Here is a 15964-nt window from a genome sequence, read left to right as displayed (position 1 = left end):
GCCGACCTCTTGCCGCGCGATCGTTGGCGCCCTGCGCCTAGCCATTTGCGCCAATGACAAAATAACGGATTTTTACTACGCATTTTCGGATTGAATGCATTGACCCCCAGCGGCACGATGGACAAGCAGCCCGAGAGCAGGGGCAAAATTCGCTTGCGCCGCTTTCCGGGCCGATCCCAATTCTACGGCGATCCGCGAATCCCATCATGCGCGGACTGGAGCTGTGCGATCGCCATTTCTCGGTACCGCTGATGGCTAGCGGCAAACAAAAGGCCCTGCTCATGAACGCTCGCACTTCTCTCTTTCTTCTCTGTCTGCTGGCGGCGATTGGCTGCGGTGGGCAACAGGGACCGCGCCCTTATCCCGTTCGCGGCGTCATCACCTTTGACGGCAAGCCGCTCACCCGCGGCACGATCATCTTCAACCCGGTCGACCAGGCGCATCCGGCGTCGCGCGGCGAGATCCAGTCGGACGGCAGCTATGTTCTTTCGCTCACCGCAGCCGGCGATGGCGCTATCCCGGGCGAACATCGGGTGATCGTCAATTCCTCGACGCAGGTCGAATCAGGCCTGGAAGTAGGCGACCCCAACTACCAAATTCCGCGCCCCTTGGTTCCGCCAAAGTACTCGTCGCTGTCGACCACGCCGCTCAGTCACACCGTCAAGGCGGAAGCGAACACCATCGACATCGCACTCTAATCTCAGGTCGTTTGCGCGGTCGAACCGATCTCCTTTTCTCTCCTTCCACTCATGCCCGAAGAGGTTTCTCATGCGACGCAACGTTTTTCGCCTGTCTGGATTTACCCTGGTCGAATTGCTAGTGGTGATCGCGATCATCGGCGTGCTGATCGCGCTGTTGTTGCCGGCGGTGCAACAAGCCCGCGAAGCGGCCCGACGCAGCCAATGCCAGAACAACCTGAAGCAGCTTGGTCTGGCGCTGCACAACTTTCATGACACGTTCGGCGCCTTGCCGCAGGGGGGCTACTCCAGCGCCGCCGGAACCAATTACCGCACGATGAGCGGCTTCGTCCCGATTCTGCCGTTCCTGGAACAGCAGAACATCCACGATCAATTCACGATCACCTCGGCGGTCGACCACACCGACAACTCCGCCGCGATCCAGAACTTGTTTGAAGGCTATTTCTGCCCGTCACGACGTCGCGCCGAGGCAGGGCAGAGCGGTTGGTACATGGCGACTTGCTCTCGCGGCGATTACGCGTTTTGCGCCGGCGGCGAAGGGAGCCATAGCAACAACACCAACAAGTCGTCTTACGACGGCGTTTTCAGCCAGGGATCTGACATGACCTTCGCCAACATCAGCGACGGGCTCTCCAACACGATTGCGATTGGCGAGAAGCGGGTCGAGCCGTACGACGGCGACAGCACGGTGCGATCAACGATGGACGGCCCGCACTATCGCTGGGGCTTTCATGGCACGCGATTGCTGAAGTCGCCCTTCAGTTCGCCGATCGTGACCGGCACGTGGAACGATCTCGATTGCAACTTCGGCAGCTCTCACGCAACCGGCGGATGCTTCTTCCTGTTCTGTGACGGCTCGGTCCACTTCCTGTCGAAGACGACCAATTGGAGCGTGCTGCAGAACCTGGCGAATCGCGCCGACGGGAACCCGGTGTCGCTCGCGGATTAGAAAATGCCTCCACTAGCCCGCAGCGCGAGCGAGGGAATGCGTGTTGAGTTCAGCGACAAATGTCGAAGCTCGGATGACGTAAAACTCATTCGTCATTCTGGTTTCGCCATTCGTCACTTGCTTGCCATCGCATTCCCTCGCTGGCGCTGCGGGCTAGTGTTTTGTCGAACGCGCTTCGCACTTAGGCCGTTCGTGTCAACACATACACGACGTCTTCGCTTTGCTGGTCAACTTCGATCGGCTGCAACAGATCGTACGTAAAGTCGTACGTTTCGGCGATTTCCCAGTGGCCGGCCGTTTGCAAGGTTTGCTCCATTTGCTCGGCCGTGTAGGTGCGAAAGCTGAGATCGCCGGTCACTTTCAATTGGCGACTGGCGTCGGTGATGTCGTAGCTTAGCGACGCTCGTTCGATCCGGGCGTCGAGGTCGCGGTCGTACGTCTCCAGGTGACACTTCACCATCACGTCGTCGCGGGTCGCAACCCACGTTTCTTCTTCCAGCGGATCGCCAATCGTCGGCGTCAGGTGGAGCCCGACCACGTAGATTCCGCCTGGGCGGATGACGTCGGCCATGCAGCGAAAATGGGCGACCGCCTTCTCTTCCGACAGCAGATGACGCACGCTGTTGATCATGTTAAAGCCGGCGTCAAACGGCTCGGACTGAGCGAACTGCTTGAGCTGAAAGTTGGCCATGTCGCCAGACACCAGGTCGACGCCGGGGCAACGCTGACGACAGTAGCCGACCATCTTTTCGTTCAGTTCGACTCCAGCGACGTCGAAGCCGGCTTGTGCAAGCTCGACCAGCAATCGCCCCGTACCACAGGCCGGTTCGAGCAGGCGGTTTACTGAACCGTCTACGTAGCGGTCGAAACAGAAGTCGAGGAACTCGAACTCCGCTTCCCAGTCGTCGGCAAATACGACGTCGTAATACTCCGGCAGATCGTAGATGTCGGCGATGTTGGGCTGATTCATGGCCGATCGCCTTAGACTTCGTGTCCTTCAAAGGACTGAATCAACTCTCGGATGGCGTCGGGAATGCGGATCGCCTGTTGATTCTTGTAGTCGAAATAGACGACGCCTGATTCGCCGTCGGCTACCAGTTGCTTTTGCTCGACGCTGTAGATGGCGTGGCTGATCCGAATGCTCGTGCCCCCCAAACGCGTCGCTTTGGCGCCAACCAACACCGTGTCGGGAAAGCGAACCTGGCGGCGGAAGTTGCAGGTCACTGAGTAGAGAATCGGCCCGGTGCCGGTCTCGGCCATCACGCCGTCCAGCTTGGCGGCCGAGAGGTACTCGACGCGAGACGACTCGAACCACCGCAGGTAGACGGTGTTGTTGACATGTTGGAACGAGTCCATATCCCCCCATTGCACCGGAAGCTGCGCGACGGCGTAGTAGTCGACCAATTCCGGCGGTTTCTCAAAACTCACAAGACGCTCCTTTGGGGAGACAAGTGGTGGTTGGAGGCTTTGCTTATTGTATTCGGGCGCGGTAGAAACGACGAATGTCGAAGCTCGAATGACAAACTAATTCTGATTCGTCATTCTGGTTTCGACATTCGTCATTATTCTTATGCTTGCATCCGCATTCCCTCGGCTCGCGCCCTCGGGTGAGTGTTGCGGGCACATGCATCGACGCTGGATCTTAGTCCAGCCAGGTTTGATCTTCTAACCGCTGCGGGACGTACTCTTCGGTCACGTAGCTGAGACCTTGGCTGATGAGCGCTTCGACTTCCAACTTGAAGCCGTTTTCGAGCAGTTTGCCGATCTCTTTTTGCCAGGTCTTTTTTTGCTCGAACCACGGGTACTTGGCGATTTGCTTGGCCCGTTTGCGGTCGGTGTCGTTCAGCGCGATTTGGACGCTGGGGTTCAGGTTGCAGCGTTCGTAATCGATTGCCCGCAGTCCCAGGAACTTCGCCTCCGGCACCGCCATACGCTTCGACTCGTAGGCCAGGTTGATCGAGCCTTGCTTGATCACGCTGTAGATGTAATATCCCCACGGATCGTTATCGAAAACGCAGTAGATCGGCAGCTTCAGTTCGTTGTGCAAACGATGCAGCAAGCGGCGCACGCCACGGGGCGGTTGGCCGCTACCATGCGTCAAAATGCAGTTGTGCTTCTTCCAGAACTTGTCTTCGTTGAAGCGTTGCCAGACCGTATCTTTTTCGACATGCAGGACGAAGTCGGCGCCACACTCGACAAACTGGATCACATCCTCTTCGACGATCGAGGGAATCCCGTAACCGCCGCTTCCCATTCGCGAGCAGTCGATCGTGTCTCCCTTGTCGTTCAGGATGATGTTGCCGACCATGCTGCCGCGCTGTTGCGCGTACAGATGCAGCTCTTCGCGCAGCGAGTTGAGCAGGACTTCCAAGTCTTCGATGATCGGATCGCTTTCGGCCTGATCGCTGAAGGTCTCTTCTTTGGTGCCGGCGATCGTATGCTTCATCAGGTAGTAGAGACCCCGGATGCTGGTCGTCTTGCCTGACTCGACCAGACGCTTGCAGCCGGATGCGGCCAGCATCGTCTGCATGTAGCTCTTCGCCTGGTTCAGGTTGAACAGCTGCCGGGCAGTCGTGTTCTTGCCCATCTCCAGAATCCGCTGCGACTTGTTGTATTTGACGTTCGACAAGCTGCGGGTGGGAATATCAAGCTTCGGATCACGCGTCCGCTGCGCGGCGGTGACGACCGAGTCAGCCAGACTGGTCAGACTGCCGATCGTCTTCTTGTCGCGCTGCGTCAGCGTCACCTTTTCCTTGGAATCGCTGCGAGCCGCCGGAGCAGCCTTCTTCGCGGTTTTCTTCTTGGCCATGGCCTATATCTATGCTCTGGTTGTGATTCTGTTCGTAGGCTGGGTCGCGACCCAGCTTTTTCAGACCTGCGGCGCCCGGTATCGCTTCGCTTTCCGAGGCGGATTTGCTGGGTCTCGACCCAGCCGACGTTTGGTTTAGCGTTATTCCTCGGCGGTTTCTTCAACCGCGTCCTCGACTGCCGCGCCATTGGCCGAGGGACGATTGAGCAAATCTTCGGTCGTTTTTTCGACGATCAAAACGTTGTCGCCGAAGACTTCGTTTTCTTCGACCAACTTGCCCGATTCGGTCAGTTTCATGTCAGCTTCGGCCGTCTTTTTCTGCGCGACCGCCATCAGGTTGTCGTACACCGTTTGACGATCCGAGCCGTTGATCTCGCTCACCGCGGTCGCGACTTCGCCGAGATATCGCAGGAAGATGCTGCGGCGATCGGCTTGCTGTTTGACCAACTGACGCTTCCGGAGGAACATCCCCAACTTGCGTCCGACCGCCTGGAGTGCGAGCCGCAGTTCCTTCTGAATTTCGGGATAGCTGGCGACCGCTTCTTTCGATTCGCTGGTGAAGGGAACCCAAACGCTGGCCATGTGGACCATCACCGTGACCGGGCCGCTCGGCAAGTTGCCGCGCGACTGGGTCAGCCCGTAGCTGCGCCAGTTCATGCCGGTGATCGACTGCGTAATCGCACAGGCGCCATGCTGGAACTGCAGCGGCACGCGGTTGGCGTATCGCAGCACGTTCATCGACTGCCCTTCGTTGATGTTGATGTTCTGCATCGCATCAAACAGGACGTCGATCTCGCGCGGCTTCAGCTTGCCGGGGCTCTTCCGGGCGCCCAGCTTCGACGACTTGGTGATCCGGTCGGCCGCATCGGCGCCCAAGCCGTTGAACGTGTTGATCAGGAACTGACGCACGGTCCGCGCGTCGCTTTCCGACAGCAGCTCTTTCAGCAGGTCCTTGGTGATCTTGGTCGTTTCGACCGAACCGCCATAGGCGAGCGCCACCTCGATCAAGAACGGGTTGCCGCGATAGACGGCCGGTGGGCGAGTCGCGGCGCAGTAGAACTCGGCCGGCACCACCTGGTGCATCCCTTTCAAGAGCAGGTCTTCGCCGATCGGCACGATGCACTCGGTCGACGGGTTGCTGATCTTGGTGTCTTGAATCGAGTGATAAAGCTTCTCGATCTCGTCGCGGTTCAGCTTTTTGGCGTGCGTCCGCGTGCCGATGTCGGCGCCCTTGCAGATCTGCTTGGCGATGCCGTTGGAAACCCGCGAGAACGAATTCGTCAGGAAGCCGGAGATCGTCGTTTCGCTCGTATCCTTGAGCATCGTGATCAAGCGACCGACTTCGACGCCGTAGGGATGCGGCTTGATTTCGATCGGCTCTGGCGGCAACTGCCGCGTCGACCGGTTGTAGGTCCGCAGGTTGTTCTCGGGATCGAGGTAGCGGATCGTGACGTGCGGATTGGCGATCGCCGTCTGCTCCAGGTACTCGTCGACGCTACCGCGGCCGCGCTGGTACTTCGCTTCCAGCTCGATCGTCACACGGGTTCCGCTCGACAGCTCTTTGCCCGGGTACTCTGGCGCGTCTTTCGGATAGTGAGTGACCCACTCGATCCCTTGCTTGGCGATGTACTTGTGACCCGCCTCGCCGGCCGGGATGTCGACGCCATCTCCCTTGTTGTTCAGGATCTCCGGATCGTTGGTCTTGGTGTTGATCCGCAGCTCGTAATAGTGAGCCGGGCGGCGGATCGAGACCTTCGAGACGATCTTGACCGGCTTGCCGGTCGTCAGTAATCCGTACATGCCGGCGGCGCTGATGCCGATCCCCTGCTGACCGCGGCTCATCCGCAAACGGTGAAACTTCGAGCCGTACAGCAGCTTGCCGAAAATCAGCGGGATCTGCTTTTTCAAAATCCCGGGACCGTTGTCCTGGATCCCCGCCTTGTAGCGGTTGGTTCCGGTCTGTTCGACATGGACCCAGATCTCGGGGACGATGCCCGCTTCTTCGCAGGCGTCCAGCGAGTTGTCGACCGCCTCTTTGATGGTGGTCAGCAGCGCTTTGCGGGGATTATCAAAGCCGAGCAGGTGGCGGTTCTTGGCGAAGAACTCGCTGACCGAGATTTCACGCTGGCTCTTGGCCATCGTCTCGGCAGTTGCACGGCGTTTCTTTTTGGGGGCTTCCTTCGTGGTCATTTCCGCCTCAATCGTCGACAAAACAGGCGTTCCTTTCAGCAAGTGGCAGCGTCAAAGTCCATGACAGCCTGGGGAAGAGAAATGTTTCGACAAACATCGGCGCGAAAGCGTCCAAACTTCCGTCTGCGGCGTAATTTCGCCAACCAGCCGTTCGGTCGCAACCCCCTAGAGCCTTGCAGGGCGGGGGAGCTGCGGCGATTAGCGGTCGGCAAGACGCGAGCCAAGACAATCGGCCGATTGTAGTAAAGTTTGCCGGTTGTAACGACAGGACAATCCGCGAGATTACGGAAATGTCGGAAGCATCGTCACATTGGGGACATTTGGCATATACCAGGCGAAAACATTCACGCGCCGCCTATGGAGTTCCGAATAACGATTGCAGCAGTCGAATCTTCGCGCCCCTGCCCAAACGGGGATCGCGTCATAACCAAACCGAACACTTTTTAACTGCTCGACGGCGGCCAGATACGCCGCATGCCGAAGGAGACGATGATGCAAGCTTTCGCCATCCGGGCGCTGATCTGCGGCTTTGTATTGGCCGCCGGCCTGACGGTCGCCGCCGAAAACGCGTCGGCCCAACAGCCGTTTACGCAGTACTACGTCGCCGATCCCCACATGGGCGTTCACGCCGAGATGTACGTCTCGCCGGTTCCAACCCCGCCGCTGGTCGGCCACACCGGCATTACGTACCCGCCGCTGGCTCCGCACGAATGGTTGTACCCGCACACGCGGCGCTACTACCAAACCTACAACGGCGGCCGCGGCTGGAATCGTACGACCGTTAAATGGTACGGCGGTCACAACTGGCTCTCGCCGGCGAACCCGTTGTTCTAAGTCGGCCTGACGACCACCGCAAGTTCTAAGCAAGGATCCCGAGCGATGACCCGTAACCTGATTTTCACCGCGCTGCTGGGCGTCACGGCGATCGCCGGGATGGCCGCCCAAGCCGAAGCCGGTTGGCCCGTCACCTATAACGGCGCCGCCGTGATCGCCAACCAGAACGCCGCCACTTACCCGTGGCACGGCGGATACTACTACCAAGATTGGCACACGCCGGTCGCACTGGTCGTGCCGCCGACCGCTTCGATGCAAACGCATTACAGCTGGGGCGTGCCGTCGAGCCGCGTGACGCCGATCAACCATCAGTTCAACCAGATCAATCCGGGCCCGGTCGGCGACGTTTCGATGCTTCGCCCGACCCCGTACTGGCCGAACAACACCTATCAGTTCGGCGTTTACTATGTCCGCGGTCCCTGGGAGCACCAAGAACCGAACCACTACGGCTCGCACCATGGCGGCGGCGGGCTGTGCCACGGCCTGCTAAACCGTCTCGGTTCGGGCTGCGGCAACGGCAATTGCAACGGGCACTGCCCCAACTGCCGCTAGCGAAGCCAACGTTTTCCTAGAAAAAAGGGAGGAGCAATGACGCTCCTCCCTTTTTTTGCGCTCAGCGTGCGGCATCACGCGATAAGTTGCTCTTGACCTTGAGCCCGGTCGCCCCGACCATCCGCAAACCCACACCCCCATTTCCGCATCTGCACTGGGAGCCCTCGAACCATGCCTGTTCGTCCATTCGCTGCGTCGCTTCTCTTGGCCAGCGTCGCGGTCGCTTCGACCGGCTGCTTCAGCCTCAGCTTGGGCGGCAGAACCTGCACCGGAACCAGCCCCGAGACGATAGCCCGCATCACCGCCCTGGAAGAGCGGATCAGCGTGCTGGAGCAAATGCTGCCGCCGCCGGTTGAAACGATCATGCCGGCCCACGGCCCCTAACTGCAATGCCGATGCGTGGGGCGCCAGATTGCGGCGGATCGCAAATTCCGACCAAGTCGCTGGCCTCCCCTTCGCTATTGGGTAAGCTTTACTGGCCGATTATTTGCCATTTCGTGGGGCACGGATCAACAAGATGTTGTTTCATGCCCGATAAATGCAAAAATACCAAACTGTCGATGGGACTGCGCTTTACCGCTACTAGGCGACCCTCGCAGGGCGATTGCAGCGCCTTGCCGACATGGGGCAGAAAGTACGATGGCGAAAATAACCGGTGCGGTCAATTCGGCCGACGACTTCACGATCGATATCGAGATCTGTCCGATCGCGATCTTGCTGGTCTCATCGGCTGGCAAAATTCTGCGTACCAATCGGCGGCTCGATCGCCTGTTTGGCTATGAGGCCAAAGAACTGCACGGTCAATCGGTCGAAGTCTTGGTTCCCCCGCAGGTTCGCCCTTACCACTCTGACTTGCGTAACGCTTTCTTTGAAGTTCCTACCAGTCGCCAAATGGGGACAGGCCGCGATCTGCACGGCGTTGGCAAAGATGGTTCGATGATCCCCGTCGAGGTCGGCCTCGATCCGGTTCAGGTCGATAACGACATCATGGTGATCGTCACGGTGCTCGACATTCGAGAACGAAAAAAGAACGAGGCGATGATCTTGCGAGCGGTTAACGCCGCCGCCAGCGCCATGATTCAAGTCGACGAGTCAGGCGCCATCGAACTGGTCAATAACAAGGCCTGCCAACTGTTCGGCTACGAGCATGACGAGATGATCGGCAGCCCGATCGAAATATTGGTGCCGAACCGTTTTCGCCGCAAGCATGTCGTCTATCGCGACAGCTACAACAAAGACCGCTATGCCCGCAACATGGGCGAGGGTCGCGATCTGTTCGGCCTGCGCAAGGACGGGACCGAGTTTCCGATTGAAATCGGCCTGACCCCGGTCGACGAGATGGAGGGCAAGTCGACGATGGCGACCATCATCGACGTCACCGATCGCAAGGCGCGAGAAAACGATATCGCCCAGAAAGCGCTCCAGCTAGAACGGCTTAACGAAGAGCTGCGTCAGTTCGCCTACAGCGCCTCGCACGACTTGAAAGCGCCGCTGGCTTCGATCGCCGGCTTGATGCACATCTGCGAAACCGACCTGGAACTCGGCGACGTCGAAGAGCTAAAGGCCAATGTTTACAAAGCGAAATCGTTGGCGGAACGCCTGGCCGCGCGGATCGAAGTCGTGCTGTCGCTGGCGAAATCGGAACTCGTCTCGAGCGACTGGGAAGAGATCGACGTCCAAGAGCGATTCGAGACGATCTGGAACGCCGTCAAAGACGATCGGGTTCATATTGATACCGACTTCCAGCACGAGGGGCCGGTCCACAGCGTCCCGGTTCGCTTCGATCTGATCCTGGAAAACCTGCTTTCGAACGCCGTCAAGTATTATGACCCTTCCCAGACGACGCGCGTGATTAGAATCAAGACATGGACCGCCGAGGATCATTTCTGCCTATCGGTGGCGGATAACGGCATCGGCATCCCGGCCGAATTCCACGATTGCGTGTTCAAATTGTTCCAGCGTTTTTCCGACAACGACAAGACCGGCAGCGGGATTGGGCTGGCGCTGGCGAAAAAGTACACGACGCAACTAGGTGGCGAGATCAAGTTCGAGTCGACCCAAGGGAACACGGTGTTCACGGTCGCCTTACCGCAGAATCATCGACACGCCGATTGAGAAAGTTTTGGGTACCCAAATGTCCGTGACCATAGCCGTGGTGGATGATAGCGACGTCGATCGTTACCTCGTTCAACGAACCGCCAAACACCTGGACATCGAAGCCAGGGTGGTCGAATACGAGGCGGGCGACAATTTCTTCGCCACGGTTATCGACGAACAGCGCCGCTTGGCGGAGCTGGGCCAATCGCCCCCGCCGATTTTGATCTTGCTCGATATCAACATGCCGCGGATGAATGGGCACGAAGTGCTGGAGTCGCTGCAGAAAGAGTTTGGCGAAGCGAATAATTTTATGGCGATCGTGATGTACTCCTCGTCCGACTACGCCGACGACAAGACGAACGCTATGCAGTTCGACTTTGTCAAAGACTACATCGTCAAACCGATCACCAAAGAGCAGTTGAAAGGCGCCATCGATCGGTACTGCTTGGCGACATAAGCTATCGCTCAGCGCGAGAACGAGGAAATCTATTCCTCGTTCATTTCGTTCAGCATGTCGCTTTCCGAACCGTTACCCAGATCGCCGTCGTGCGGACCGCCGTCCCCTTCTTCTCCACCACCGCCACCTTTAAAGTCGGCCTCTTGCCGGCGGTGTAGATAAAGCTTGATCGGCACTTCGCTGAAGCTGACGTGATCGCGAATCATCGACAGCAGGTAGCGGCGATAACCGTCGCTAAACGCTTTCGGCGAGTTGCACTTCAGCACGATCGTCGGCGGCTGAGCGCCAATCTGCGTGGCGAAGTAAATCTTCGGGCGCCGCAGTTTGTAGAGCGGCGGCGGCGTTCGCTCCAGAGCGAAGCGAATGATCCGGTTGAGTTCGCCGGTCGTGATCCGTTCTCGCGATTGCTTGAACAACATCTGAGCGTGGTTCAGCAGCGCCTTCACGTTCTTGCCGGTCTGTCCCGTGATAAACGCCACCGGGGCGTACGGGATGTTGCGGAAGGTGTCGTGCAGGTACGTCGCCCAGCGATCGGTCGGCATCTTGTCGTGGTAGAGATCCCACTTGTTGACGACGAAGACGACCGGCTTGTAGTTCTCGGCGATGTACGAGACCAGTTGCTTGTCGACCTTGCTGATCTGCTGCGATGCGTCAAAGAACATCAGCACGACGTCGGCCCGGCGAATGCTGCGCTCGGCGCGATGCGTGCTGTAGAAGTCGATGTCGGTCTTTACGCTCACCCGGCGGCGCAACCCCGGCGTATCGATCGCCGTGAACGACTTGCCGTCGAGCTCAAAGCGAATGTCGACGCTGTCGCGGGTGGTGCCGGCCACTTCGCTGACGATCATCCGCTCGGCCCGGGCCAGCGAGTTGACGAAGGTGCTCTTGCCGACGTTGCGGCGGCCGACCACCGCGATCTTCATCTCCGGCTCGCCGCTGTCGGCTTCCCCTTCTTCGGCGTCGGGCAGACGATCGGCGATGACGTTCAGCAGGTCGTCTTTGTTCCGGTTTTGCAGCGTGCTGACCGGGACCAGCATCCCGCGACCCAGCTGATAAAACTGGTCGGCGTCATGGTCCATGTGCGATTCGTCGGTCTTGTTGGCGACCAGGACGATCGGCTTGTTGACGTGCCGCAGCCGCTGGGCCACTTCCTGATCGAGCGGCAGAATCCCGTCGCGGGTATCAACCACAAACAAGATCAGGTCGGCCGAATCGATGGCGATGTTGATCTGCTGCTCGATCTCGTCGGTCAGGTCGTCAACGTCGTTGATCCCGATCCCGCCGGTGTCGACGATTTCGAAGTAGCGATCACGCCACTGCATCAGATAGGTCATGCGGTCGCGGGTTACCCCGGCCACGTTATCAACGATCGCCAACCGCCGACCCGCCAGCCAGTTAAACAGGCTCGACTTGCCCACATTGGGGCGACCAACGATAACGACTTGCGGCAAACTCATGGGATTTCTACAGAATCAGATGATGGCGGCGCTCGCCCTGCAAGATGTCGACGGAAACCTTGGTCGATTCCCTCGAACTCATCCCCCCCGGTCAGAGCCGCGCCGAATTAAACACCCAGTGTAGACGAAGACGGGCGGGAAATCACGGCGCCAGAGCTTGTTGGAAGCGGAAACGGGCGTTCTGCGGGGATTGCGGGGCACAGGAGGCGGGCAATAGGGCAAAATCGGTCTCTAACCCGCACTTTGCGGCTCTAGCGTCTGGATCCAATTGCTCGCAGGATCGATTTTTGACTCCTCGGTCCGGTCGATCTGTTTGACAAAAATCGTGCGGGGCTTCCCACCGGTCGTTATGCTCAACAGGAAGTTGATGGCAAGTACCCCGTCGTCCACCGATCGACTGTTTCCCTGCCGCCCCGTTCAGGTCCATGAAGCTTCTCTACGATATCGAGATCGAAAACGACGAGAAGCCGATCCACGTCCTTCTGCCCTATGCGATCTACGTCTTGCCGAACCAGCGTCTGGCCGATGTCCGGGCGATGCCCGTCTGGTGCGATGATTGCGGATCGGTCCAAATTCGCACGTTGGACGAAAGCGATCCCGCCACGCTATTCGATCCCCCGACGAACCGATCTATCCAGCTAAATTGCTGTTTCGCCTCGATCAATATCGATAACCGAACCGGCTCTATCTCTATTCGGCCGAACGAGACCTGCTTGCCGAGACGTCGCGGACCGATCCCAACGGTGATGGCTACATCGATGACGCTTCGCCCTACAGCGTGATTCGTAAGGCGCTAGACGCCGCCAGTAGGGACGCCTGAAAAAACACTCGACTCCCCACCGTGCGCGAGCGGGGAAGTCGAGCGGTCAAGGTCTCGTGAGCGGGCGTCTGAGATTACGCCCAAACTTTCCACCAGGGGCGTTTGGGCCGCGGGATCGGTTGGAACTTCTTATGCTTCGCACAAGCGTTCTTGGCTCGTTCGATCAGGGTGCCGCTCATGTTGGCGTCGTGCATGTCGGCGTCAGTGAAGTCGGCGTCGTCGATCTTGGCGTTGCTAAGGTTGGCGCCAGTCAAAATCGCGCCGCGTAGATCGGCTCGCGTCAGGTTGGCTGCCGAGAGATCGCACCGCAGATCGCACATGCTGAGGTCGGCTTCGACCAGACGAGCCGAGGAAAGGTTGGAGCCTTCCAGCTTGGCGTAGCGCAAATTGGCGCCGGTCATATTGGCGCCGGCGAAATCGGCCCGCTGCAATAGACTATCGGTCAAGTTGGTCTTTTGCAGATTGGCTCCGGCGAAGTCGGCGTCTTGGGCCGATGCCCCAATGAAGGTCGCCCCTTCCAGGTCGGAACCTGCGAAGCTGCAACCGGCGAGATTGTCGCTGTCGAACACGCAGCCTCGTAAGACGCGATTGGAAAGGTCGGCGCCCTTCAGGTTCTTACCGATCAGCTTTTGCCCCTGAAGGCAATCGGCGTCCATTTCAAACAGAATGTCGCCCGATTCCCGATGCTTGATTTGAATCATGGTAGCCCGTTGCCCGCTTTCTAGGAGAATTAGAGATACGACAACCGCGCTTTCGGAAGACCAAACCCCGGATGACCGATCAGGTATCGCTCGGCGAGAGCGGTACGCAAGAATCGGCGTCCTCCGAAGGGCGAGTCATCGCCTGCGGTAAACGCTTCGCACTTTTGCCTGCTAATCTGTCGCGCCTACTTCTCTGCTGCGCTCAGCTCGATTACGCCGATGTCCTCGTTCGCCGTGCAACGAGGCGACTCTACTCCTTGGCGTCGCAGTGCTCCTTAGGGCCTCTGTTCCTGGTCGCTTGAAGAAGGTCTTCCGATCTCAGCGCCCTTACAAGCGCTTCGTGGGTCGAACCAATTCCTCAATGGCATGCGGGTAAAAGATCTGACCAGTTACTCATGATTCTAAAAAACCAGTAGTTACGCCCCAAGAGAAAAATTACAACTTTTTTGGTGCAGATTCGATAAGAAGCGAAGTATTCCTACTCGTGTGGGTGGAAACTTTACTTCCAAACTTTCCACCAGGGCCCCTTGGGTTTGCTCGGCCGACTGTGCATCTCCTGCATCGCGCCATCGAGCAAAGTCCCTTTGAGAACTGCGCCGGTGAGCTTCGCGCCAACCAGTTTTGCACCATCAAGATTAGCGCTCGTAAGATCGGCGCCCATCAAGATTGCGCCGTCGAGTTGGGCGTTGCGCAAACTGGTTTTGCGCATCGCCGCACCGGTCAGGTCGGACGAACGCATATCGCAGCGATTCATCTTGGCTGACGAGAAGTCGCCGCGCAAAGTCGCCATGCTCAGGTCGCAGTCGGACATCGACGTCTGCGTCAGCTTGGCGGCCGAGAGATCGGCGTACCGAAACGAAGAGCGGGTCAATGTCGCTTCGACAAACGAGGCCCGCTGGGCCTGGGCGTTGGAGAAATCGGCGCCTTCCCCTTCGCACCCATCCAAAATGGCGTCGGCCAGGCTGGCGTTTTGCAAGCTGGCCGACTCGAGCCGGGCCCCGCGCAAGTCGGCATGTCTCAGATCGGCGATATCAAGATTGGCGCTCCGCAGATCGGCGCCAGCTAGATTGGCGTAGGCCAGGGCCTTGCTCGACAAATTGGCTCCGCGAAGCGTATCGGCCGCTACTTGAAAGAGCGGCTCGCCAGTTTCCCGGTGTCGAATTTCGATGGGCATAACACTATTGGCGCCTACGAGAAACAAGTAAACCGAATCGATCTCCCCCCATCTCCTGTAAACTAGGGAAGAGCAGGGGATCGAGGCGCATGCCGCAGGCGAGTGGTCGCGACATTCCAGCCAAAATCGGACCTCATCCTTCTACCGCAAAGGTTGGGTATTTCCGAATATAGAAAGAGCCCTGGCCACGCCCTAGGGTTTCTGCTTTAGTTTTTGATGAAGATTTGGCGTCGTTTTCGCGTCCGCCGTTCGCACTCGTACCTGCAAAGAAAGCCCGGATGAAATTTAAGGTCGACATCGACGTCTATCGCGGTCCGCTCGACCTGTTGCTCTACCTGGTCCGCAAGCACGAGATCGACATTCGCGATATTCCGATCGCGATGATCACCGAGCAGTACGTTCTGTACCTCGACATCATTCAGCAGATGGACGTCGACGCGGCGGCCGACTTTCTAGAAATGGCGAGCACGCTGGTCGAAATCAAGTCAAAGCTGCTGCTGCCTGGCGCCGAGACTGACGAAGAGCTGATCGACGATCCGCGCGAACAGTTGGTCGAACGGCTGCTCGAATACAAACGGTTTAAAGATGCGGCGGGGCTGCTCGACGATCAAGGGCGGGCCTGGAACCGCCGCTTCTCGCGACTTTCCGACGATCTGCCGCCGCGCCGGATCGATCCGGCGCAACAGCCGATTCATGAGGTCGAGTTGTGGGACCTGGTCAGTGCATTAACGCGAATCGTCCGCGACAGCAAGACGGTCCAGCCAACCAACATCGTCTACGACGACACGCCGATACGCGTTTATATGGAGCGGATCCATCAGCGGATCGTGAACGAGGAAAAGGTCTCGTTCACTTCCAACTTTGAAGGCGCCGTTCACAAGGTCGTGATCATCGGCCTGTTTCTGGCGGTGCTCGAACTGGTGCGGCACTGCCATGTCGTCGCCCAGCAGCCGGAACCGCATGGCGAGATCTACCTTTCCGCTGGCGATGGCTTCAACACCGAATTCACGCTGACCGACGTCGACGACTACTCTTCTACGGCGTCTCCTGAGCAGGTCCCTTCGGACGAAGAGACGAATTCGTAGTTGGAACCCAGCTGACTACAGACCGCTCTCTTGCGCGCTTGAAAGACGCCCCATTTCGGCCCCTCACCAGCATCCCCCACCTTCGGCTATCTTTTCTGCGCCATCTGCTTGTCGCTGTGCGCAAAACGAAGATTAATATTC

At 58.5% G+C, this 15964-nt stretch carries 15 protein-coding genes; 8 read left to right on the top strand and 7 right to left on the bottom strand.

What is annotated here, in order from left to right:
* Positions 1–281 precede the first annotated feature (281 nt).
* Together Enr8_RS12610 and Enr8_RS12605 are read left to right on the top strand one after the other, a co-directional pair.
* Positions 282–698: a hypothetical protein gene (locus Enr8_RS12610; RefSeq protein ID WP_146432031.1), complete on the top strand. Its 417-nt coding sequence runs from the start codon at positions 282–284 to the stop codon at positions 696–698.
* Between the two features lie 70 nt (positions 699–768).
* Positions 769–1647 carry a DUF1559 domain-containing protein gene (locus tag Enr8_RS12605; RefSeq protein ID WP_146432029.1) on the top strand — a complete coding sequence of 293 codons (879 nt, stop codon included), beginning with the start codon at positions 769–771 and terminating at the stop codon, positions 1645–1647.
* Positions 1648–1828: 181 nt separating this feature from the next.
* Here Enr8_RS12605 and Enr8_RS12600 read toward each other — a convergent pair whose 3' ends face one another.
* The 4 genes from Enr8_RS12600 to Enr8_RS12585 all read right to left on the bottom strand — a co-directional run bounded on the left by Enr8_RS12600 (position 1829) and on the right by Enr8_RS12585 (position 6667).
* A complete protein-coding gene (locus tag Enr8_RS12600; protein WP_146432028.1) occupies positions 1829–2617 on the bottom strand; it encodes a class I SAM-dependent methyltransferase in 789 nt (262 codons plus the stop codon).
* 11 nt (positions 2618–2628) lie between these two features.
* Positions 2629–3075, bottom strand: coding sequence for an acyl-CoA thioesterase (locus tag Enr8_RS12595; protein WP_146432027.1), 447 nt, complete (start codon positions 3073–3075; stop codon positions 2629–2631).
* 214 nt (positions 3076–3289) lie between these two features.
* Positions 3290–4456: a DNA topoisomerase IV subunit A gene (locus Enr8_RS12590; protein ID WP_146432025.1), complete on the bottom strand. Its 1167-nt coding sequence runs from the start codon at positions 4454–4456 to the stop codon at positions 3290–3292.
* A gap of 141 nt (positions 4457–4597) precedes the next feature.
* A complete protein-coding gene (locus Enr8_RS12585; protein WP_246120069.1) occupies positions 4598–6667 on the bottom strand; it encodes a DNA topoisomerase VI subunit B in 2070 nt (689 codons plus the stop codon).
* A 471-nt stretch (positions 6668–7138) separates the two neighbouring features.
* Between Enr8_RS12585 and Enr8_RS12580 the strand changes: the two genes are divergently transcribed.
* The 5 genes from Enr8_RS12580 (at position 7139) to Enr8_RS12560 (ending at position 10586) form a co-directional block, all read left to right on the top strand.
* On the top strand, positions 7139–7480 hold the full coding sequence (locus Enr8_RS12580) for a hypothetical protein (RefSeq protein ID WP_146432024.1): 342 nt from the start codon (positions 7139–7141) through the stop codon (positions 7478–7480).
* Positions 7481–7525: 45 nt separating this feature from the next.
* Positions 7526–8032 carry a hypothetical protein gene (locus Enr8_RS25430; protein WP_186767620.1) on the top strand — a complete coding sequence of 169 codons (507 nt, stop codon included), beginning with the start codon at positions 7526–7528 and terminating at the stop codon, positions 8030–8032.
* Between the two features lie 171 nt (positions 8033–8203).
* The gene (locus tag Enr8_RS12570) at positions 8204–8416 is read left to right on the top strand and encodes a hypothetical protein (protein ID WP_146432022.1); all 213 of its coding nucleotides are present in this window, start codon (positions 8204–8206) and stop codon (positions 8414–8416) included.
* Positions 8417–8671: 255 nt separating this feature from the next.
* Positions 8672–10147: a sensor histidine kinase gene (locus Enr8_RS12565; protein WP_146432021.1), complete on the top strand. Its 1476-nt coding sequence runs from the start codon at positions 8672–8674 to the stop codon at positions 10145–10147.
* A 19-nt stretch (positions 10148–10166) separates the two neighbouring features.
* Positions 10167–10586, top strand: a complete 420-nt coding sequence (locus Enr8_RS12560) for a response regulator (protein WP_146432019.1) — start codon at positions 10167–10169, stop codon at positions 10584–10586.
* Between the two features lie 29 nt (positions 10587–10615).
* Here Enr8_RS12560 and der read toward each other — a convergent pair whose 3' ends face one another.
* The 3 genes from der to Enr8_RS12545 all read right to left on the bottom strand — a co-directional run bounded on the left by der (position 10616) and on the right by Enr8_RS12545 (position 14738).
* Entirely contained in the window at positions 10616–12043 is a 1428-nt protein-coding gene (gene der / locus Enr8_RS12555; protein WP_146432018.1) for a ribosome biogenesis GTPase Der, read from the bottom strand.
* A gap of 894 nt (positions 12044–12937) precedes the next feature.
* Positions 12938–13564 (bottom strand): pentapeptide repeat-containing protein, encoded by a 627-nt coding sequence (locus tag Enr8_RS12550; RefSeq protein ID WP_146432017.1) that lies wholly within the window; start codon positions 13562–13564, stop codon positions 12938–12940.
* Between the two features lie 499 nt (positions 13565–14063).
* Positions 14064–14738 (bottom strand): pentapeptide repeat-containing protein, encoded by a 675-nt coding sequence (locus Enr8_RS12545; protein WP_146432015.1) that lies wholly within the window; start codon positions 14736–14738, stop codon positions 14064–14066.
* Positions 14739–15016: 278 nt separating this feature from the next.
* Here Enr8_RS12545 and Enr8_RS12540 point away from each other — a divergent pair, with 278 nt between their 5' ends.
* On the top strand, positions 15017–15823 hold the full coding sequence (locus Enr8_RS12540) for a segregation and condensation protein A (protein ID WP_146432013.1): 807 nt from the start codon (positions 15017–15019) through the stop codon (positions 15821–15823).
* Positions 15824–15964: the final 141 nt, after the last annotated feature.

The organism is Blastopirellula retiformator (genome assembly GCF_007859755.1).
GTDB lineage: Bacteria > Planctomycetota > Planctomycetia > Pirellulales > Pirellulaceae > Blastopirellula > Blastopirellula retiformator.
This window is presented reverse-complemented; position numbering and strand designations above follow the sequence as displayed.